We start from the raw sequence: 19,145 nt of genomic DNA, 5'->3' as shown, positions 1-19,145 counted from the left end.
TTCTTCTCGCGCTCAGTTCTCGCGCTTCAGCGCGCTCTCGTGCCAGCGCCGCAGCAGGAGATGCGAGATCAGGCTGGTCGCCAGGAAGATGGCGATGCCCGAGAGCGAGATCATCAGCAGCGCCGCGAAGACGCGCGGGATCTTGAGCTGGTAGCCGGCCTCGAGGATGCGATAGGCCAGCCCCGATTCCGAGCCGCCCGTCCCGGCCACGAACTCGGCGACGACCGCGCCGATCAGCGCGAGCCCACCTGAGATCTTGAGACCCGCGAGGAAGTATGGCAGCGCCGCCGGCAATTTGAGGTAGCGCAGCGTCTGCCAACGTGTCGCGCCATGCAGCTGGAAAAAGTTGATCAGGTTGTGGTCGGCCGAATTCAGCCCGAGGATGGTGTTCGACAGGATCGGGAAGAAGGCGACGATCCAGGCACAGATCAGCAGCGACAGATTGATGTCGCCGGCCCAGATGATGATCAGCGGCGCGATCGCGACGATCGGCGTCACCTGCAGGATCACGGCATAGGGCAGCAGCGCCATCTCCAGCCATTTCGACTGAGTGAACAGCACGGCGAGCGCGACGCCGACGATCACCGCCGCCGCCAGCGCCATGAAAGTGATGCGCAAGGTGACCCATAGCGAAGTCGAAAGCGTGCCCCAGTCGGCGACCAAGGTCTGGCCGACCAGGAGCGGCCCGGGCAGCACATAGGACGGCACCTCGTTCCAGCGCACGGCGAACTCCCAGAGCCCGAGCACCAGGATGCCTACGGCGATCGGCGCGAGGATGCGCGGCCAGAAGCTCGCCGGCAGGCCGAGGATGGACGGTTCGGCGACGGCAAGCGGGCGGGCCTCTGCATCGGTGCCGTCGTGCGGCATGGCGGTCGTGGAGGACGGAGAACTCATGCGCCGATCGCCTCCTTGAGCTTGCCGGAGGCGAGCCGGCAGAGATGGGCGTATTCGGCCGAGGTCCGGAACAATTCGTCGCGCGGATAAGGCGCGGAGACGTCGAGGTCGGCCATGACGCGGCCGGGCCGCGCCGCCATCACCACGATGCGCTGGGAGAGATAGACGGATTCGAAGACCGAATGCGTGACGAAGACGGCGGTGAAGCGCTCGCGCCACCACAGGTTCAGGAGGTCGTCGTTGAGGCGGTGGCGGGTGATCTCGTCGAGCGCGGCGAAGGGCTCGTCCATCAGGAGGATCTTCGGGCGCATCACCAGCGCACGGGCGATCGAGACCCGCATCTTCATGCCGCCGGAAAGCTCGCGTGGGTAGGATGTCTCGAAGCCCTTGAGACCGACCAGCGCCAGCATCTCGGCCGCGCGCTCCTGCGCCTCCTGCTTGGGCACATGCTTCAGGACCAGCGGCAGCATGACGTTGGAGAGGGCGTTGGCCCAGGGCATCAGCGTCGGGTCCTGGAAGACGAAGCCGAGATCGCGCTCGGCCTTGCCTTCACTGCCTTGGCCGGCGCCGGGCCAGGTGATCGTGCCGGTGGACGGGCTGCCCAGTCTGGCAATCATGCGCAGCAGGGTCGACTTGCCGCAGCCGGAAGGGCCGAGCAGGCTGATGAACTCGCCGGTGCCGAGATCGAGATCGACGTCGCGCACGGCGATGGTGCCGTTGGCGAACTGCTTGGAGACCCGCCGGATCGAGACGAGCGGAGCCCCGCTCGCCTCGCCCGCCGCCGGATGTGTGCTCAGATAGGCTGTGTCCAAAGGCCTGATGATCCGTTGTGTGAAAGGCCGTCACTCCCGGGCTGAACGCAGCGCAGACCCGAGAATTTCCGGCGATAGATGCTCGGGGCAAGCCCGAGCATGACGGTCTTCAGGGCTTGCCGACGCCCTTGTTGATGAACTCCAAGCTGTAGGCCTTTTTCACGTCGACGCCTGCAGGGATGACGCCGGCCTCGGTCATGGTCTTGGCGAAGCTCGCCCAGCGCGCATCCGTCATGGCACCGATGCCGAGCGTCTTCGCATCGCCCGAGGTGACGATGCCGTTGTCGTTCATCACCTTGAGCGCGTAGTCGATCTTCTCCTGATCCATGTCGGGATTGTCCTTCAGGATCCGGGCGTTGGCGGCGGCGATGTTCGGGCCGCCTTTCATGTACTCAGCCCAGCCTTCGGCCGTCGCATCGACGAAGCGCTGCACGACCTCCTTCTTCTCCTGCACCATCTTGCGGGAGATCGTGATGGTCGTGTTGTAGTTCTCGAAGCCGGCATCGGCGAGGAGATGGACGACCGGCTCGACGCCGGCCTTGCGGATGACGAAGGGCTCGGAGGACAGAAAGCCCTGCTGGGTCAGCTTCTTGTCGGCCAGGAACGGCGCCATGTTGAAGGTGTAGGGCCGGATCTGCTCGTCGCGGAAGCCGAATTTCAGCTTCAGGAACGGCCAGAAGCCGACACGGGCCTGGGCCGCGATCAGGATCGGCTTGTCCTTGAGGGCGGCGAGCGAGTCGTTGCCCTGGCCGGGATGCGAGATCAGGACCTGCGGGTCCTTCTGGAAGATCGAGGCGATGCAGAGGAAGGGCAGGTTCTCCTGCGCGAAGCTCAGCGCCTCCAGCGAATTACCCATGATCATGTCGACGCGGCCGCCGAGCAGGAGCTGGGTCGGGTTCTGCTGCGGGCCGCCGGGGCGGATGTCGACGTCGAGCCCGTACTTCTTGTAGATGCCGTTGGCGGCGGCGAGATAGAAGCCGCCATGCTCGGTCTGGGCGCGCCAGTTGGTCTGGTAGCTGACCTTGTCGAGGGTCTGCGCGTTGACGCGCGCACCCGGCACCGGGATCAGCACCGAGGCGGCCGAGCCACCGAGCAGGCCGAGCGCAGCGCGCCGGTCGAGGCGATATTTCATCGTCATGGCCGAACCCCCTCCATCATGTCGCGAACCTGTCGCCGAACCGCGCGAACTCTGCGCCCGGCAAGCCGCTTGTATGCCACGGCCTGTGGGCCGCTGGAAATGCGTCGTGGCCGGCTTTCGCACAGACAGGCTTTGCCGGCGAGGCTCCAGCCCGCATGGCATGCGCGTGCCATCAGCCCTTCCCTCGTCATCTCCCGCCACTATGCTGGGCAGTCCTGTCGCCGTGAGGCAGCAGGCGCGAATCGCGGGGCCGGCCCGCAGCCTGATCGACGAGACCTCGAGACCATGACCGCACGCTTCTGGGGCGACCTGAAGACCACCGAGTTCGCCGGCCTCTCGCCCGAGGCGACCATCGCCGTACTGCCGCTCGCCGCGATCGAGCAGCACGGGCCGCACCTGCCTGTGTCGGTCGACACCACCGTGATGAACGCGATGCTGGCATTGGCGATGCCGCAGGTCCCGGCCGAGCTCGACGTGCTGGTGCTGCCGACCCAGGCGATCTGCAAGTCGAACGAGCACCTGCACTCGCCGGGCACGCTGACCATCTCTTGGGAGAGCGCGATCCGCAGCTGGATCGAGATCGGCGAGAGCGTGAAGCGCGCCGACCTGCGCAAGCTCGTACTCGTCACCTCGCATGGCGGCAATGTCGACCCGATGAAGGTGGTAGCGCGCGAACTGCGCGTCAGCCAGGGCATGTTCGCAGTCTCGACCTCCTGGAGCAATTTCGGCCTGCCGCCGGAGCTCTATGGCGAGATGGACGCCAAACATGGCATCCATGCCGGCGACATCGAGACCTCGCTGATGCTGCATTTCCGGCCCGACCTCGTCGACATGAGCAAGGCCGGCCGCTTCGTACCGCGGACCGTCGAGATGGCCGATGAAGGCTACAAATGGCTGCGGCCGACCGGCGCCCATCCCTTCGCCTGGATGGCACAGGACGTTCATCCGTCCGGTGCAGCGGGCGATGCCAGCCTTGCCACGGCCGAGAAGGGCAAAGCGACGGCCGAGTTCCAGGTCGCAGGCTTCGTCGAGCTGCTGGCGGATGTCGCGCGCTTCCCGCTGGCGAAGCTGCACAAGGCGGGGTGAGCCCGTCTTTCCGGGGCAGGCCGCAGGCCTGAGCCCGGAACCCATGAACACCGCATTTCTTCGTCATGGTCGGGCTTGTCCCGACCATCCACGTCTCTGTTTTTCGAGAGTGGTGTTCAAGACGTGGATGCTCGCCACAAGGGCGAGCATGACGAACTGGAACAGCGTCGTGTTCATGGGTTCCGGGATAGACGCTTCGCGTCACCCCGGAAAGACGGCCGGGCCTCAATCCGGATCGAGCAATCTCGGCCCGGCCCCCTGCTTGCCGAGCTCGTCCCAGGGATTGTGCAGCGGGCAACTCTTCACCGAGAGGCAGCCGCAACCGATGCAGTCAGTGAGGTGGTCGCGTAGCCGCGTCAGCCGGTCGATGCGGTGCTCCAGCTCCTCCTTCCAGGCCGCCGAGAGCCGGCTCCAGTCCTCGGCCGTCGGCGTCCGCTCCTGCGGCAGTGCCTTGAAGGCCTCGCGGATGGTCTTCAAGGGTATGCCGGTGCGCTGCGCCACCTTGATGATGGCGACGCGGCGCAGCACCTCGCGCGGATAGCGGCGCTGGTTGCCGGCGTTGCGGCGGCTACGGATCAGCCCTTCGGCCTCGTAGAAGTGCAGCGCGGAGACGGCGATGCCGCTGCGGCTCGCGACCTGGCCAACGCTGAGATCGTCGGCGAAGGGATTGCGGGCTGGGTGCTTCATGACGCTTGACCTTAACCTTACTTGAGGTCTTATAGAGATCGCTCCGCTGCACCGCCAGCCCTCTGGAGCCCTCCCATGCATCGCCCGCTCATCCCCCAGATCAAGGTTGCCGTGATCTATGGCAGCACCCGCCAGGGGCGCCTGTGTACCAAGGTCGCCGGCTGGACGATCGCGCAGATCGAGGGCGACGGCCCCTTCTCCGTCGAGAGCGTCGACCCCGGCGCCCATGATCTCGCCGAGCAGACAGAGCGGCTTGGCCGAGCCGACGCCTTCATCGTGGTCACGCCCGAATACAATCGCAGCTTCCCCGCCCCGCTGAAGGCGCTGATCGACGGAACCGGCGCACAATGGCGCGGCAAGCCGATCGCCTTCGTCTCCTATGGCGGGGTCTCGGGCGGCTTGCGCGCCGTCGAGCAACTGCGCCTCGTCTTCGCCGAATTGCACGCGGCGACGATCCGCGACGGCGTCTGCTTCGCCAATGCCTGGGACCAGTTCGACGGAACCGGCGGCCTGCGCGATGCCGATCGTGCCGAACGGGCGATGGCGACTATGCTCGGGCAATTGCACTGGTGGGCGAGTGCGCTCAGGACCGCCCGCAATACCGTGCCCTATGGCCAGTTCGCCGCCTGAGCTGCATCGCGCCCCGAAAAAGCACGGTGGTTTGCTCGCAGGAATCTTCTCGTGTCAGCAGCTTGTCGGAGGCGAATTCAATCTCAGGAAGGCTGAGGGTGAAAAATTTCCCCGAAACCTCAGCACCCTAACGCCGCGATGCAGTTTGCTTCACAAATTCGAACTGGTCGCGGCGGCGGCATCCGGCGAAGGATCGGGCAAACCGATCCCTCCCACTGCGGAGCCGCCATGCAGCTCAAACTCCTGCGCAACGCCCTGCTCAAGTTGAGCTATGCCGGCAAGACCCTGCTGATCGATCCCGATTTCGGCGAGAAGCTCAGCCGCCGCTCGATCGCCGGCAAGTCGCAGAACCCGATGGTCGACCTGCCCGAACCGATCGAGGACATCCTCGCCGGCGTCGACCACGTCATCGTCTCGCATCTGCATGCCGACCATTTCGACGAGGTCGCCAAGACCAGGATCCCGAAGGATATCCCGCTGATCTGCCAGCCCGGCAACGAGGACGCGATCCGGGCAGCCGGCTTCAGCAATGTCGAGCCGCTCGAATGCTTCATCCGGATCGGGCCGATCGTGGTCAAGTCGCAGCCGGCCCAGCATGGCACCGGACCGGTCGTCGAGGTGATGGGCAAGGTGATGGGCTTGACGCTGGAAGCGCCGGGCGAACCTTCAGTCTACTGGTGCGGCGACAGCGTGCTCTATCCGCCGTTGCAGGAGGCTGTCGCCAAGGCCGAGCCCGATGTGATCGTCACCCATTCCTGCGGCGCGCTCTGGGACGGCACGCTGATTGTGATGGATGCGCAGCAGACGCTCGATCTCGCCGAGCAGGCACCGCAGGCGGTGATCGTCGCGACCCATATGGAAGCGCTCGACCATGCCAGCGTCAGCCGGCAGGCGCTGCGCGAGGCGGCCGAGGCCCGCGGCATCGGCCGCGACCGGCTACTGATCCCGGCCGATGGCGAGACGATCGAATTGAAGGCGCCGGTGCAGGCCTAAAGCGGAACGATTCCGTCATTGCGAGCGAAGCGAAGCAATCCAGGGAGACGTAGAGCTCCGCGGCCTCTGGATTGCTTCGTCGCTACGCTCCTCGCAATGACGGGCTTCGCCCTTACTCCCCCGCCTTGAGCTGCTTGGCGTAGATGTCCTTGTAACTCTCGCGCAGCAGGTTCTTCTGGACCTTGCCCATGGTGTTGCGCGGCAGGTCGGCGACGATGAAGACCTGCTTGGGCAGTTTGAACTTGGCGAGGCGTTGCTCGAGCGCCTTGGCGATGCCAGCAGCGGAGATGTCGGAGCCGGCCTTCGCCACCACCACGGCGGTGACGCCCTCGCCGAAATCAGGGTGCGGGCAACCGATCACGGCGCTCTCGATCACGCCCGGCATCTCGTCGATCTCGGCCTCGACCTCCTTGGGATAGACGTTATAGCCGCCGGTGATGATCAGGTCCTTGCCGCGCCCGACGATATGGACATAGCCGGCGGGATCGATCTTGCCGAGGTCGCCGGTGATGAAGAAGCCATCGGGCCGGAATTCGGCCGCCGTCTTCTCGGGATTGCGCCAATAGCCCTTGAAGACGTTGGGGCCCTTGACCTCGATCATGCCGATCTCGTCGCGGGCGAGCTCCTTGCCGCTCTCCGGATCGGTGACGCGCGCCGACACCCCCGGCAGCGGTAAGCCGACCGTGCCCGCCACCCGCTCCCCATCATAGGGGTTCGAGGTGTTCATGTTGGTCTCGGTCATGCCGTAGCGCTCGAGGATGGCGTGGCCGGTGCGCTCGCGCCATTCGCGATGCGTCTCGGCCAGCAGCGGCGCCGAGCCGGAGACGAAGAGGCGCATGTGCTTCACCGCCTCCTTCGACAGGCGCTGGTCCTGCAGCAGGCGGACATAGAAGGTCGGCACGCCCATCATGCTGGTCGCCCTGGGCAGGTACTTGAAGACCTGCTCCGGATCGAACTTCGGCAGCAGGATCATCGCCGCGCCGGCGAACAGGATCACATTGGTCGCGACGAAGAGGCCGTGGGTGTGGAAGATCGGCAAAGCGTGCAGCAGCACGTCAGCCTTGGTGAAGCGCCAGTAGTCGACCAGCGCCAGCGCGTTCGAGGCGAGGTTGTCATGGCTGAGCATGGCGCCCTTGGAGCGGCCCGTCGTGCCGGAGGTGTAGAGGATGGCAGCGAGATCATCGGCGCCGCGCGCGACGTCGGCGAACTCGGCCGAGGCGGCATTGGCCTTGTCGAGCAGACTGCCGGCGCCGACGCCGAGCGTCTCCAGCTTTGCGCCCGCCTTCCCGGCGAAGGGCTTCAGCGCCTCCGCCTTGGCGGGATCGCAGACGAAGACGGCCGGCTCGGCATCGCCAAGGAAATACTCGATCTCGGCCGGGGTATAGGCAGTGTTGAGCGGCAGGAAGATCGCGCCCGCGCGGACGGTGCCGAGATAGAGCATCAGCGCCTCGATGCTCTTCTCGACCTGGACGGCGACGCGGTCGCCCGGCTTCACGCCGAGCGCCACCAGCGCATTGGCGAAGCGGGCGGAGACCGCGACCATGTCGGCATAGGAATAGGTCCGGCCGTCATCGAGGAACGCGAAGGGCGCGGTCGGCGCCGGCATGCGGGCCTTGATCAGGTCGAACAGATGATTGCCCATGATTTCGGGTCCTTTCAGGCGTTTCCGTTGTCTTTGGTCACTTGGTAGCCGGCCGCAGCTGCTTCTTCACCGAGGAGGAAGCGACCACGGTGTTGCGGCTGGCGAAGGCCTCGTGATTGGTCTCGATGTCGTCGAGATCGTAGCGGTAATTGACCATCACGCCGTGCGACTCGCGTTCGCCCCGGTCGGAGAGATTGCCGCCGACATTGATGCGCTCCAGCCGCGCGCCATTGCCGAGATGGAAGCGGGCGACGGGATCGATCACGCGGCCGGAGGAGGTCCTCGCCCGCAGCATGTACTGCGCCATCATCTGGCCGAGCAGCTTGTCGCGGCGCGCGCGGGTGACCTCGTCCTGTTTTGCGACCTCGGCCGGCGCCTGGAGCAGCAACGCCGCTTCCTCATTGGTCAGGCCGAGCCCGGCGGGCTCCGCCAGTTCCTGACCGAGCCAGCGCGCGAAGCCCGGCACCGGCGAGAGCGTGACGAAGAGGTCGAGGCCGGGCAGTTCGCGCTTCAGATCCTCGGCGACCTGCTTGATCAGGAAATTGCCGAAGGAGATGCCGCGCAGGCCCTCCTGGCAATTCGAGATCGAATAGAAAACCGCGGTGGTCGCCGAAGAGGCCGGCAGCACCTCGCGGTCCTCGCTCAGCACGTCGACGATGCGGCTCGGGCTCTCGCGGGTCAGCGCGACCTCGACGAAGATCAACGGCTCGTCGATCAGCTGCGGGTGGAAGAAGGCGAAGCAGCGCCGGTCGGCCGGCTCGAGCCGGCGGCGCAGATCGTCCCAGTCCTTGATGGCATGGACCGCCTCGTAGCGGATGATCTTCTCCAGCACATTCGCCGGGGTGGTCCAGTCGATGCGGCGCAGCACGAGGAAGCCGCGATTGAACCAGGAGCCGAACAGGTGCCGGAAGTCGGCATCGACCGCCTTGAGCTCCGGCTCCTGCTTCATCGCCTCGAACAGGCTCTCGCGCATGCGCACCAGCACATGTGTGCCGCCGGGCGCGAGATTGAGCCGGCGGAACAGCTCCTGTCGACGCGGCTCGGAGGCGAGATGGAGCTGGCCGATCGCCTCGGCATCGGGATTGTCGCGATAATGCTGCAGCGCAGCGTCAAGCCGTTCGCGATCGGGGCCGAAGCGCTCCTGCAGCAGGCGGAAGAAGGCGAGCCGGCCAGTCTCGTCGAGCTGCTCCCAATCCTCCAGCACGGCCTGTGCCAGCGCCATGCCCGAGGCCTCGCCGCGGCCCGAGAGCAGGTCCTCGCAGAGTTTGTCGAGCGGCCGCCGGCGGTTCGAGGCGAAGCGCTCGAAATTGATCAGCGCCCGGCCACGATCGGCGACGCTGGTCAGGAGATCGCCAAGAAACGCCATCTGCACCCCCAAAGGCTTGGTGTCAGCGCCATCCTATACGAGTTTGCCGCAGTGCAAACGCGGGCAGCCGCGACACGATCGCGCTACTTCAACAACTCCCAGGCCTTGAGGAAGAAGTCGGGCGCGCCGAAGTTCCCCGACTTCAGCGCCACCACCATATCCGGCCCGTCGACGACGCGGGTCCAGGGCACGCCGGGATCGATCTCAGGGCCGATCTCCAACGTGCGGATGGCAAGGCCCTGCACGACCGCGCCGGAGGTCTCGCCGCCGGCGACGAGCAGGCGAGAGACGCCGCCGGCGTTCAGCAGACGCGCGACCTCGGCGAAAGCGTGCTCGACGATCTCGCCGGCCTTCTCGCGGCCGAGCTTGTCCTGCACCGAGGCGACCTCCGCCGGATCGTCGCTGGAGTAGACGAGAAAGGGCTTGTCGGCCGGCTGAGCCAGGGCCCAGTCCGCCAGCTCCTTCGCTGTCTGCCCGCCACCGGCCAGCGCCAGTGGGTCGACCTTCAGCGCGGGAATGCCGGCTGCGAGTGCCGCCTTGATCTGGCCGCGCGTCGCGGCCGAGCAGCTGCCGGAGATGATGCCGGCGCGGCCGGCCGGCGCGGCGAGATGCGTCGCGGTCTCGCGCCAGGGCAACAGCCCCGCCTTGCGGAAGTTCTCGGGCAGGCCCATCGCGATGCCGGAGCCGCCGGTGAGCAGGACATGGTCGGAAATGGCCTCGCCGAGCACCATCAGATGGCCGTTGTCGAGCGCGTCGGTGACGACATAACGCACGCCATCCGCCGCCAGCTCAGCCAGGCGCTTGCGCACGGCAGCCGCGCCCTGGTTGACGGCGGCATAGGAGGCGAGCCCGACCTTGTGGGCGGCCTGCGCGCCCATCAAACGCATCAGGTTCGAATCCCGCATCGGCGTCAGCGGGTGGTCCTTCATCGAGCTCTCGTGCAGCGGCACCTCGCCGACGAAGAGATAGCCCTGGAAGATCGAGCGGCCATTGGCCGGGAAAGCCGGGCAGACGATCGCCTGATGGGCGCCTAGGCGCTGCATCAGCGCATCCGCCACCGGGCCGATATTGCCCTTGGCGGTCGAGTCGAAGGTCGAACAGTATTTGAACAGGATCTGCCGCGCGCCGGCCGCCAGCAGCGCTTCGCAGGCAGCGAGCGAATCCGCCACGGCCTCGGCGACAGGGTTGGTGCGCGACTTCAGCGCGACGACGACAGCATCGGCCTCAGGGAGGCTGGCGCCGGCTGCGGGCGCGCCGATGACCTGGACCGTACGCATCCCGGCGCGGTTCAGCATCAGGGCGACGTCGGTCGCGCCCGTCATGTCGTCGGCAATCACACCCAGCAGCATCACTAGACCTTTCCTGTGCCGCGCCGCCTCGAATGCGCGCGTAGTCGACGGAATCTTGCATACCAGAATTCGTGCGCGCGGCGACAGACCTTGGTCGCCCTGCCGCCATGCGGGCACCGGCGGTATCCGATCGTCACACTGTATCCATTGCACCAATCGCGGCGGCGTGGAATGTTCGCGGCAACGCCCGGCTGGAGCAAGCCGAGCCTATCGACGATCACCGAAAAATGCGCCAGCTTGGTACCGAATGGGACCAACTCAGAATGACCCGCGGAACTCCCGCAAGCGCCGAAGAGCGCGGGAGCGCCACTCAGCGGGCCAGCATCAACACAGAACAATAAGGGGAACAGCCATGAAGCGTATCGTTCTGCTGGCCTCGGCGGCCTTGCTCGGCCTCGCCGCACTTCCGGTCCAGGCCCAATCACCATCGACATTGCGGATTGGTCTCCAAGAAGACCCCGATATGCTCGATCCGCACAAGGCGCGCACCTTCGTCGGCCGCATCGTCTTCATGGGCCTGTGCGACCGGCTCGTCGACATCGATCCGGAGCTGAAGATCACCCCGCGGCTGGCGACCGAGTGGTCGTTCTCAGGCGACGGTCTGACGCTGACGATGAAGCTCAGGACCGACGCCAAGTTCCATGACGGCGAGACCTTCAACGCCGAGGCGGCCAAGGCCAATATCGAGCGGGCGATGACGCTGCCGGATTCGCTGCGGAAGTCCGAGCTCGCCTCGGTCGAAAGCGTCAGCGCCCCGGACCCGGCGACGCTGGTGTTCAAGCTGAAGCGCCCCGATGCGACGCTGCTGGCCCAGCTCACCGACCGCGCCGGGATGATGCTGTCGCCCAAGAGCCTCGGCCCCGACATCACCGCCAAGCCGGTCTGCTCCGGCCCCTACCAGTTCGTCGAGCGCGTCCAGAACGACCGGATCGTGCTGGAGAAGTTCAAGGGGCATTGGGAGGCGGACAAGTACCAGTTCGACCGGATCGTCTACCGCGCCATTCCCGACACCACGGTTCGCCTCGCCAATCTGCGCGCCGGCGAGCTCGATATGCTGGAGCGGCTGGCACCGACGGATGTGAAATCGGCCCAGGGCGACAAGAACCTGAAGGTCCTGAGCACCGCCAATCTCGGCTATCAGGGCATCACCATCAACACGAACCATACCGACGCCGCCAACCAGCCGATGGGCAAGGACAAGCGGGTCCGGCAGGCGCTGTCGCTCTCGATCGACCGGAAAGTGCTGAGCCAGGTGGTGTTCGAGGGGCTCTATGCGCCGATGAACCAGCCCTTCAACCCGGGCAACCAGTATCTCTCCGCCGCCCTGCCCGTGCCGGAGCGCGACGTCGCCAAGGCCAAGGCGCTGCTGAAGGAGGCCGGGGTCGCCAAGGTTTCGGTCGAGCTCTTCGTCACCAACAACCCGGTCGACGCCCAGCTCGGCCAGGTGATCCAGGCGATGGCCCAGGAAGCCGGCATCGACATCCAGATCCGCTCGAGCGAGTTCGCCAGCCAATTGCGTGACCAGCAGCAGGGCAAGTTCCAGATGAGCCGGATCGGCTGGTCCGGCCGCATCGACCCCGATGGCAACATCCATCCGTTCGTGACGACCAAGGGCAACCAGAACGACGGCAAGTATTCCAACGCCGAGGTCGACAAGCTGCTCGACGAAGCCCGCACCATCTACGACGTCGCCGAGCGCAAGAAGCGCTACGACGCGGCGCAGAAGATCCTGCAGGACGAGCTGCCGATCGTTTATCTCTACAACCAGACCGTCTTCTTCGCGCTGCGCTCCAACATCCAGGGCTTCGTGATCAATCCCGACGGGATGATCCGGCTCTCGGGGCTGAAGCGGTCGTGAGCACGGGCGGCGCCCTGTCCCCTTCCCCCCGCTTGCGGTGGGGAAGGGTTAGGGATGGGGGGCCGGAAAGCCGGAGCTCCATCCTCAATCGCCTCGCCGAGCGGCACCGCCCCCCACCCCACCCCTCCCCGCCGCAAGCGGGGGGAGGGAGAAGACAGCCATGCTCGCCCTGATCGGCCGACGCCTCGTGATCGCGATCCCGACACTGTTCCTGGTGTCGCTGTTCGTGTTCGCCCTGCAGCGGGCGCTGCCGGGCGATCCGTTCCTGGTTATCGCCGGCGAGGAGCGCGACCCCGAGGTGATCGCGCGCCTGCGCGAGATCTACCGGATGGACGATCCGATCGTGGTGCAGTTCTTCGCCTGGCTCGGCCAGGTGATCCAGGGCGATTTCGGCCGTTCGCTGCGTACCGGCGAGCCAGTGCTCGGGCTGATCATCCAGAAGCTCGGCGTCACATTCCAGCTGGCGGTCGCCTCGATGCTCATCGCGATCGGCATCGGCATCCCCGCCGGCATCATCGCTGCCAGGCGTAAAGACACGCTCGCCGACTATTCCGCGAGCGCAGTCGCGCTGTTCGGCCTCTCGGTCCCGCATTTCTGGCTCGGGATCATGCTGGTCCTGCTGGTCTCCGTCGAATTGCGCTGGCTGCCAGCCTCGGGCTTTGAATCGATCTTCAGCGACCCGCGCGCCGCGATCGAACGGATGATCATGCCGGCCTTCGTCCTCGGCGGCGGCCTCGCCGCCTCGCTGATGCGCCATACCCGCTCGGCCATGCTCGAAGTGCTGCAATCCGACTATGTCCGGACGGCGCGCGCCAAGGGGCTGGCCGAGGACGCCGTGATCAACCGGCACGCGCTGCGCAATGCGTTGGTGCCGATCATCACCCTGTCGACGATCCTGTTCGGCGAGTTGCTCGCCGGCGCCGTGCTGACCGAGCAGGTCTTCACCATCCCCGGCTTCGGCAAGCTGATCGTCGATGCGGTCTTCAACCGCGACTACGGCGTCGTCCAGGGCGTCGTGCTCTGCACCGCGATCGGATTCATCGTCATGAACCTCCTCGCGGATGTGCTCTACATTCTCGTCAATCCGCGCCTGAGGGACGGCTGATGGGCGCCATGACCGTCCGCGCCACTGGTGCGACCCTTCAGGGCCGCGGCTCCTTCCGTAAGCTGATGCGCAGCCGTTCGGCCCGGATCGGCGGCCTGATCGTGCTCGTCTTCGTCGCGATGGCGCTGCTGGCGCCGCTGCTGCCGCTCGCCGACCCGCTGAAGTCGAACTTCCTCGCCATCCGCAAGCCGCCCTCCGAGCTCTACTGGTTCGGCACCGACGAGCTCGGCCGCGACCAGGTTTCGCGGCTGATCTTCGGCGCACAAGCCTCGCTGCTCGCCGGCATCATCTCGGTCGCGATCGCGCTGGTGGTCGGCGTGCCGATCGGCCTGATCGCCGGCTGGTATGGCGGCTGGATCGATGCGGTGATCTCGCGCGTCACCGAAGCGCTGCTCGCCTGCCCCTTCCTGATCCTGGCGATCGCGCTCGCGGCCGTACTCGGCCCGTCGCTGACCAATGCCATGATCGCGATCGGTCTCTCCTTCGCGCCGATCCTGATCCGGCTGGTGCGCGGACAGGTGCTGGCGATCAAGAACGAGGAGTTCGTCGACGGCGCCCGCGCCATCGGCGGCGGCAAGCTCTACATCCTGTTCCGCCATGTTGCGCCGAACACGCTCTCGCCGATCATCGTGCAGTCGACCCTGTTCATGGCGCAGGCGATCGTGCTCGAAGCCGCCCTCTCCTTCCTCGGCCTCGGCCAGCAGCCGCCCTCGCCGTCCTGGGGCCAGATGCTCAACGTCGCCAAGAACTTCATGGAGCAGGCGCCGTGGATGTCGGTTGCGCCCGGCGTCGCCATCTTCCTGGCGGTCCTGGGCTTCAACCTGCTCGGCGACGGCCTGCGCGACGCGCTCGACCCCAAAGAATCCTGACCTGCCTGTCCAAGGAACCTCCTCATGTTCACCACCCGCCCCGAAATCCTCGGCACCTTCGGCGTCGTCACCTCGACGCATTGGCTCGCGACCGCCTCCGGCATGGCGATGCTGGAAAAGGGCGGCAACGCTTTCGATGCCTGCGCCGCCGCCGCCTTCGTGCTACAGGTGGTCGAACCGCATCTCGTCGGCCCTGCCGGCGACATGCCGGCCGTGTTCTATTCGGCCGAGACCAAGAAGGTCGAAGTGCTCTGCGCCCAGGGACCGGCGCCGGCGGCTGCGACGATCAAGGCCTATAAAGACCTCGGCATCGACATCATCCCCGGCGACGGCCTGCTCTCGACCGTGATCCCCGGCGCCTTCGGCGGCTGGATGACGATGCTGCGCGACCATGGCCGCCTGCCCCTGCGCGAGGTGCTGGAGCCGGCGATCGGCTATTTCGAGAATGGCCACCCGATGCTGCCGCGGGTCTCGGACACGATCGCGGGCCTGAGCGACCTTTTCACCCGGGAATGGCCGACCTCGGGCGCCGTTTATCTTCCGGGCGGCAATGTTCCAAAGGGCCGCGAACTCTTCCGCAATCCGGCGGCGGCCGCGACCTACAAGCGCATCCTCGCCGAGGCGGAAGCCGTCGGCGGCGACCGGCAGAAGCAGATCCAGGCCGCTTATGACGCCTGGTACAAGGGCTTCGTCGCCGAGGCGATGGACGCCTTCTGCCGGACGGAAGCGCCGATGGATTCGACCGGACAGCGTCACAAGGGCTTGCTCACCGCGCAGGACCTGGCCGGCTGGACGCCGCATTACGAAGCGCCGGCGAGCGTGACCTATCACGACTGGGAGGTGTTCAAGATCGGCCCCTGGGGCCAGGGCCCGGTCTTCCTGCAGACGCTGAAGATCCTGGAGGGCTTCGACCTCTCCGCGATGGGCCCGGCGAGCCCCGAGTTCATCCACCACGTCACCGAGGCGATGAAGCTCGCCTTCGCCGATCGCGAGGCCTATTACGGCGACCCCGATTTCGTGAAGGTGCCGCTGGCGGCGCTGTTGTCGGAGGATTATGCCCGCGGCCGGCGCGAGCTGATCGGCAACGAGGCCTCGCTCGAAATCCGCCCGGGCGCCGTCGCCGGCTTCGAAGCCCAGGTCGCGCAGGCGCTCGCCAATATCCGGATTGCCGGCCAGCATGGTGCCAGGGGTGGCGCGACCGTCGGCGAGCCGACCTTGGCCTCGATGGTCGCCTCCTCGCGGCGTGGCGACACCGTGCATATCGACGTGATCGACCGCTGGGGCAACATGGTCGCGGCGACGCCCTCGGGGGGCTGGCTGCAATCCTCGCCGGTGATCCCGGAGCTCGGCTTCCCGCTGAACTCGCGCGCCCAGGCCTTCTTCCTCGAAGAAGGCCTGCCCTCCTCGCTCGCGCCCGGCAAGCGCCCGCGCACGACGCTGACCCCGACGATCGCCTTCGAGAACGGAGAGCCGCGCCTCGCTTTCGGCACGCCGGGCGGCGACCAGCAGGAGCAATGGCAGCTCGGCATGTTCCTGCGCCGGGTGCATCATGGCCTCAACCTGCAGGAGGCGATCGACCTGCCGCTGTTCCACACCCAGCACTTCCCCTCGACCTTCTATCCGCGCGAAGCCCGGCCGGGGCATCTCACTGTCGAGGAGAGCGTCGGCGAGGCGACATTGGCCGAGCTCACCCGTCGGGGCCACAAGCTGGAGAAGGCGCCGGCCTGGACAGTGGGGCGCCTGACCGCTGCCGAGAAGAGCGCCGATGGCCTCTTGCGCGCGGCCGCGACCCCACGTCTGATGCAGGCCTACGCCGCCGGGCGCTAGGAGGCCTGCTTCCATGACATGGTCCATTGTCGCTCGCGATGCCGCGACCGGCGCCTTTGGCGTCGCCGTCTCGACCTGCGCCTTCGCTGTCGGCGCACGCGTGCCCTATGGCTGCGGCCGGGTCGGCGCGATCGCGACGCAGGCCTTCGTCAACCCGCTCTACGGCGTCGACGGCCTCCGACTACTGCAGGAAGGGCGGTCCTCGGTCGAGATCATCGCCAATCTGACCGCGGCCGATGAAGGCCGCGCACACCGGCAATTCCATCTGATCGACCGCGACGGCCGCACCGCGTCCTATACCGGCAATGCCTGCATCGACTGGTGCGGGGCGGTGAACGGGCCGCAGGTCTCGGTCGCCGGCAACATGCTGGCCGGGCCGGAGGTCGTCCAGGAGACGCTGAAGGCTTATGTCGAGAACTCAGGTCTCGACTTCGACGAACGGTTGCTGGTGGCGCTCGAAGCCGGCGAGAAGGCCGGCGGCGACAAGCGCGGCCGGCAATCCTGCGCGATCAGGATCTGGGCAAGCGAGCCGGTGCCGAGCTTCGACATCAGGGTCGACGACCATGCCGAGCCGCTCGCCGAATTGCGCCGGATCTGGCGGGTGGCGCATCAGCGCTCCGTGCCGTTCCAGCAGGCCTCGCCCTCACGGGCGCGGCCGGCCGGCGTCACCGACCGGGACGAGCTCGATCGGCTGTGCGCGGAATATGCCGCGGCGTGGAATGCGCGGCATCCGGAGTGACGGTCGTCGGAGCCGATCGTCATGCTCGGGCTTGACCCGAGCATCTCGGAAACCAGTGCCTTCTCGTCATGAGATTCTCGGGTCGGCGCTGCGCGCCGCCCGAGAATGACGGCTGATCTCAAGCCGCCTTGGCGGCCCGCCCCTCGGCCGCCCACTTGGCGTACCAGCTCTTGAAGCGGCGCCATTCGGTCTCGACATAGTTGCGCTGCGCGTCGGAGAGCCTGTCGGCGTCGTTGAAGTGGCGCTCATAGGCCTTGTGGCCCTCCAGCACCATCAGGTGCTTGTAGTAGAGCACGAGGTCGACGCCCTCGTCGAAGGACGAGAGCACATAGAGCGCCCGCTCCAGCTCGAGCGCATCACGCTCGGCCTGCGGGTCGCCCGCAGCGGCCTTCTGCGAAAGCGCGACGAGGTGCAGCACCTCCTTGGGCAGGGCATTGCCGATGCCGGTGATCGCGCCGCCGGCGCCGCAGCGGATGAAGCCGTGCGTGACCTGCGTGTCGACGCCGACCATCAGGGTCAGCTTGGGATCGCGGTTGGTGATGTGCTCGGCCGCATAGGTCAGCGCTGCGCCGCCGCCGAACTCCTTGAAGCCGACGAGATGCGGGAAGCGCGCATTCAGCGCGAAGAAGAGATCGGCCTTGGTCTCGTAGCCGTAATAGGGGCTGTTGTAGATCACCGACGGCAGGTCGACCGCCGCTTCCAGGATGCCCTCGAAATGGGCGCGCTGGGCCTGCAACGAGGAGCCGCGCGAGAGCACACGCGGGATGACCATCAGCCCTTGCGCGCCGGCCTTCTTGGCATGGGCGGCGAGTGCGGCGGCGCGCTTGGGGTTCTGCGCGCCGGTGCCGACGATGAGCGGGATGCCGCCCTTCACCAGGGCCTCGACGCCCTCCATGCGCTGCTCGTCGGTGAGCAGCGGCCAGTCGCCCATCGAGCCGCAATAGACGACCGCGGACATGCCGGCGTCGATCAGGTGGCGGCCGGTGCGCACCAGCTCGGCGTAGTCGACGTCGCCCGCGGCGGTGCAGGGGCTCATCAAAGCGGGGATGGTGCCGCTGAAGATGTTCTTGGTCATGGCAGGGGTCCGCTCACGGGAGGAAATGCGGCTGCGGGCCTCTCGCCCGCAGCCATGATGATAGCCTAAAAAAATCAGGCCGTGATCGCCTTGCCGGCCTTGCGCAGATCGGCCAGCACCGGCGCCTTGGGCAGCCAGATCTTGTCGAACTCGGCGATGACCGCCTCGGCGTCCTTGGGATTGGCGAGCTTGAAGTTGGCGCCGGCCGCCTTGAACTGCTCGACCAGCTTGGGCTCGTTGACGGCGAGCGCGTCGATCTGCTCGTCGAGCGCGGCCCGGACCGTCTTCTGGATCAGCTCGCGATCGGCGGCCGGCATGCCCTGCCAGACGCGGCCCGAGGCGAGCGCGATCACCGGCATGAAGATCGCGTTCATCTGCAGGATGGTCTTCGAGACCTTGTCGAAGCGCTGGTTCCAGGAGAACTCCAGATCGGCCTCGAGACCGTCGACCTGGCCGTTGGTCATGGCGTCGAAGACCTGCGGCGTCGGGATCGGCGTCGGAGCGGCGCCGAGCAGCTGGTAGAAGTCGCGATAGACCGGCGTCGGGTTGATGCGCAGCTTCATGCCCTTGATGCCGGCGACGCCATCGATCTCCTTGGCGGCGAAGACGGCGCGCATGCCGGTGATGCCCCAGGCCATGCCGACGCAACCGGTCTCGCGCGGCAGGACGTCGAACAGCTTCATCGCGACGGGGTCACGCACCAGCTTGGCGATCTTGGCGGTGGAGTCGACGATATAGGGCGCGGTGATCGCGCCGATCGCCGGGACGCGCGAGCCGAGCTCGGCGGCCATGATCCAGCCCATGTCGAGCGCGCCGGACTGCATCTGCTGCAGCATCGCCGCCTCGTTTCCGAGCTGGCCGGAGTGGAAGACCGTGAGATTCAACCGGCCGTTGGTCTCGGCCTTCAGGCGCTCGCCGACCTTGACGGCCGCGACGTTCCAAGGATGGCCGTTCGGGGTCAGGATGCCAAGGCGCAGCTCCTTGCTCTGGGCGAGCAGCAGCGCCGGCTTGGCGATCGGCAGGGTCGCGGCGGCGGCGATGAGATGACGGCGTGAAATGGTCATGACGGAACTCC

The 19,145-nt window shown here is 66.7% G+C and carries 17 protein-coding genes; 8 read left to right on the top strand and 9 right to left on the bottom strand.

The window, feature by feature from the left end; all coding sequences use genetic code 11:
* Positions 1 to 12 precede the first annotated feature (12 nt).
* The 3 genes from AC1DS0_RS11120 to AC1DS0_RS11110 all read right to left on the bottom strand — a co-directional run bounded on the left by AC1DS0_RS11120 (position 13) and on the right by AC1DS0_RS11110 (position 2,844).
* Entirely contained in the window at positions 13 to 894 is an 882-nt protein-coding gene (locus tag AC1DS0_RS11120; RefSeq protein WP_476814398.1) for an ABC transporter permease, read from the bottom strand.
* A complete protein-coding gene (locus AC1DS0_RS11115) occupies positions 891 to 1,706 on the bottom strand; it encodes an ABC transporter ATP-binding protein (protein WP_476814397.1) in 816 nt (271 codons plus the stop codon). The genes AC1DS0_RS11120 and AC1DS0_RS11115 overlap by 4 nt, the downstream gene beginning before the upstream one ends.
* A 109-nt stretch (positions 1,707 to 1,815) precedes the next feature.
* A complete protein-coding gene (locus AC1DS0_RS11110; RefSeq protein ID WP_476814396.1) occupies positions 1,816 to 2,844 on the bottom strand; it encodes an ABC transporter substrate-binding protein in 1,029 nt (342 codons plus the stop codon).
* 285 nt (positions 2,845 to 3,129) lie between these two features.
* On the opposite strand from AC1DS0_RS11110, the gene AC1DS0_RS11105 reads away from it, so the two are divergent.
* Positions 3,130 to 3,930: a creatininase family protein gene (locus tag AC1DS0_RS11105; RefSeq protein WP_476814395.1), complete on the top strand. Its 801-nt coding sequence runs from the start codon at positions 3,130 to 3,132 to the stop codon at positions 3,928 to 3,930.
* 225 nt (positions 3,931 to 4,155) lie between these two features.
* Here the strand turns inward: AC1DS0_RS11105 and soxR are convergent, their stop codons facing one another.
* Positions 4,156 to 4,617: a redox-sensitive transcriptional activator SoxR gene (gene soxR, locus AC1DS0_RS11100; protein WP_476814394.1), complete on the bottom strand. Its 462-nt coding sequence runs from the start codon at positions 4,615 to 4,617 to the stop codon at positions 4,156 to 4,158.
* A 75-nt stretch (positions 4,618 to 4,692) separates the two neighbouring features.
* On the opposite strand from soxR, the gene AC1DS0_RS11095 reads away from it, so the two are divergent.
* Together AC1DS0_RS11095 and AC1DS0_RS11090 are read left to right on the top strand one after the other, a co-directional pair.
* Complete coding sequence (locus AC1DS0_RS11095; protein ID WP_476814393.1) at positions 4,693 to 5,247, top strand: NADPH-dependent FMN reductase; 555 nt, start codon at positions 4,693 to 4,695, stop codon at positions 5,245 to 5,247.
* A gap of 228 nt (positions 5,248 to 5,475) precedes the next feature.
* Complete coding sequence (locus tag AC1DS0_RS11090; RefSeq protein WP_476814392.1) at positions 5,476 to 6,240, top strand: MBL fold metallo-hydrolase; 765 nt, start codon at positions 5,476 to 5,478, stop codon at positions 6,238 to 6,240.
* Positions 6,241 to 6,352: 112 nt separating this feature from the next.
* Here AC1DS0_RS11090 and AC1DS0_RS11085 read toward each other — a convergent pair whose 3' ends face one another.
* From AC1DS0_RS11085 to otnK, 3 genes are all read right to left on the bottom strand, one after another.
* Positions 6,353 to 7,882, bottom strand: coding sequence for a malonate--CoA ligase (locus AC1DS0_RS11085; RefSeq protein WP_476814391.1), 1,530 nt, complete (start codon positions 7,880 to 7,882; stop codon positions 6,353 to 6,355).
* Between the two features lie 37 nt (positions 7,883 to 7,919).
* Positions 7,920 to 9,248 (bottom strand): malonyl-CoA decarboxylase, encoded by a 1,329-nt coding sequence (locus AC1DS0_RS11080; RefSeq protein ID WP_476814390.1) that lies wholly within the window; start codon positions 9,246 to 9,248, stop codon positions 7,920 to 7,922.
* Between the two features lie 83 nt (positions 9,249 to 9,331).
* Entirely contained in the window at positions 9,332 to 10,597 is a 1,266-nt protein-coding gene (gene otnK / locus AC1DS0_RS11075) for a 3-oxo-tetronate kinase (RefSeq protein WP_476814389.1), read from the bottom strand.
* A gap of 352 nt (positions 10,598 to 10,949) precedes the next feature.
* Between otnK and AC1DS0_RS11070 the strand changes: the two genes are divergently transcribed.
* The 5 genes from AC1DS0_RS11070 (at position 10,950) to AC1DS0_RS11050 (ending at position 16,995) form a co-directional block, all read left to right on the top strand.
* On the top strand, positions 10,950 to 12,455 hold the full coding sequence (locus AC1DS0_RS11070) for an ABC transporter substrate-binding protein (RefSeq protein ID WP_476814388.1): 1,506 nt from the start codon (positions 10,950 to 10,952) through the stop codon (positions 12,453 to 12,455).
* A gap of 160 nt (positions 12,456 to 12,615) precedes the next feature.
* On the top strand, positions 12,616 to 13,560 hold the full coding sequence (locus AC1DS0_RS11065) for an ABC transporter permease (protein ID WP_476814387.1): 945 nt from the start codon (positions 12,616 to 12,618) through the stop codon (positions 13,558 to 13,560).
* Between the two features lie 8 nt (positions 13,561 to 13,568).
* Entirely contained in the window at positions 13,569 to 14,429 is an 861-nt protein-coding gene (locus AC1DS0_RS11060) for an ABC transporter permease (protein ID WP_476814445.1), read from the top strand.
* Between the two features lie 24 nt (positions 14,430 to 14,453).
* A complete protein-coding gene (locus AC1DS0_RS11055) occupies positions 14,454 to 16,256 on the top strand; it encodes a gamma-glutamyltransferase family protein (protein WP_476814386.1) in 1,803 nt (600 codons plus the stop codon).
* A gap of 13 nt (positions 16,257 to 16,269) precedes the next feature.
* Positions 16,270 to 16,995, top strand: a complete 726-nt coding sequence (locus tag AC1DS0_RS11050; RefSeq protein ID WP_476814385.1) for a DUF1028 domain-containing protein — start codon at positions 16,270 to 16,272, stop codon at positions 16,993 to 16,995.
* Positions 16,996 to 17,113: 118 nt separating this feature from the next.
* Here the strand turns inward: AC1DS0_RS11050 and AC1DS0_RS11045 are convergent, their stop codons facing one another.
* Both AC1DS0_RS11045 and AC1DS0_RS11040 read right to left on the bottom strand, forming a co-directional pair.
* Positions 17,114 to 18,070, bottom strand: coding sequence for a dihydrodipicolinate synthase family protein (locus AC1DS0_RS11045; RefSeq protein ID WP_476814384.1), 957 nt, complete (start codon positions 18,068 to 18,070; stop codon positions 17,114 to 17,116).
* Between the two features lie 74 nt (positions 18,071 to 18,144).
* Positions 18,145 to 19,134: a TRAP transporter substrate-binding protein gene (locus AC1DS0_RS11040; protein WP_476814383.1), complete on the bottom strand. Its 990-nt coding sequence runs from the start codon at positions 19,132 to 19,134 to the stop codon at positions 18,145 to 18,147.
* Positions 19,135 to 19,145: the final 11 nt, after the last annotated feature.

This window comes from Allobosea sp. P4_H5, from assembly GCF_056400825.1.
This window is presented reverse-complemented; position numbering and strand designations above follow the sequence as displayed.

Bases quoted from the DNA above. Each gene is read 5' to 3' on its own strand.
- AC1DS0_RS11045 (WP_476814384.1), bottom strand. From the start codon at position 18,070: ATGACCAAGAACATCTTCAGCGGCACCATCCCCGCTTTGATGAGCCCC.
- AC1DS0_RS11040 (WP_476814383.1), bottom strand. From the start codon at position 19,134: ATGACCATTTCACGCCGTCATCTCATCGCCGCCGCCGCGACCCTGCCG.
- AC1DS0_RS11095 (WP_476814393.1), top strand. From the start codon at position 4,693: ATGCATCGCCCGCTCATCCCCCAGATCAAGGTTGCCGTGATCTATGGC.
- otnK (WP_476814389.1), bottom strand. From the start codon at position 10,597: ATGCTGCTGGGTGTGATTGCCGACGACATGACGGGCGCGACCGACGTC.
- AC1DS0_RS11055 (WP_476814386.1), top strand. From the start codon at position 14,454: ATGTTCACCACCCGCCCCGAAATCCTCGGCACCTTCGGCGTCGTCACC.
- AC1DS0_RS11050 (WP_476814385.1), top strand. From the start codon at position 16,270: ATGACATGGTCCATTGTCGCTCGCGATGCCGCGACCGGCGCCTTTGGC.
- AC1DS0_RS11090 (WP_476814392.1), top strand. From the start codon at position 5,476: ATGCAGCTCAAACTCCTGCGCAACGCCCTGCTCAAGTTGAGCTATGCC.
- AC1DS0_RS11080 (WP_476814390.1), bottom strand. From the start codon at position 9,248: ATGGCGTTTCTTGGCGATCTCCTGACCAGCGTCGCCGATCGTGGCCGG.
- AC1DS0_RS11120 (WP_476814398.1), bottom strand. From the start codon at position 894: ATGAGTTCTCCGTCCTCCACGACCGCCATGCCGCACGACGGCACCGAT.
- soxR (WP_476814394.1), bottom strand. From the start codon at position 4,617: ATGAAGCACCCAGCCCGCAATCCCTTCGCCGACGATCTCAGCGTTGGC.
- AC1DS0_RS11110 (WP_476814396.1), bottom strand. From the start codon at position 2,844: ATGACGATGAAATATCGCCTCGACCGGCGCGCTGCGCTCGGCCTGCTC.
- AC1DS0_RS11085 (WP_476814391.1), bottom strand. From the start codon at position 7,882: ATGGGCAATCATCTGTTCGACCTGATCAAGGCCCGCATGCCGGCGCCG.
- AC1DS0_RS11060 (WP_476814445.1), top strand. From the start codon at position 13,569: ATGACCGTCCGCGCCACTGGTGCGACCCTTCAGGGCCGCGGCTCCTTC.
- AC1DS0_RS11065 (WP_476814387.1), top strand. From the start codon at position 12,616: ATGCTCGCCCTGATCGGCCGACGCCTCGTGATCGCGATCCCGACACTG.
- AC1DS0_RS11105 (WP_476814395.1), top strand. From the start codon at position 3,130: ATGACCGCACGCTTCTGGGGCGACCTGAAGACCACCGAGTTCGCCGGC.
- AC1DS0_RS11070 (WP_476814388.1), top strand. From the start codon at position 10,950: ATGAAGCGTATCGTTCTGCTGGCCTCGGCGGCCTTGCTCGGCCTCGCC.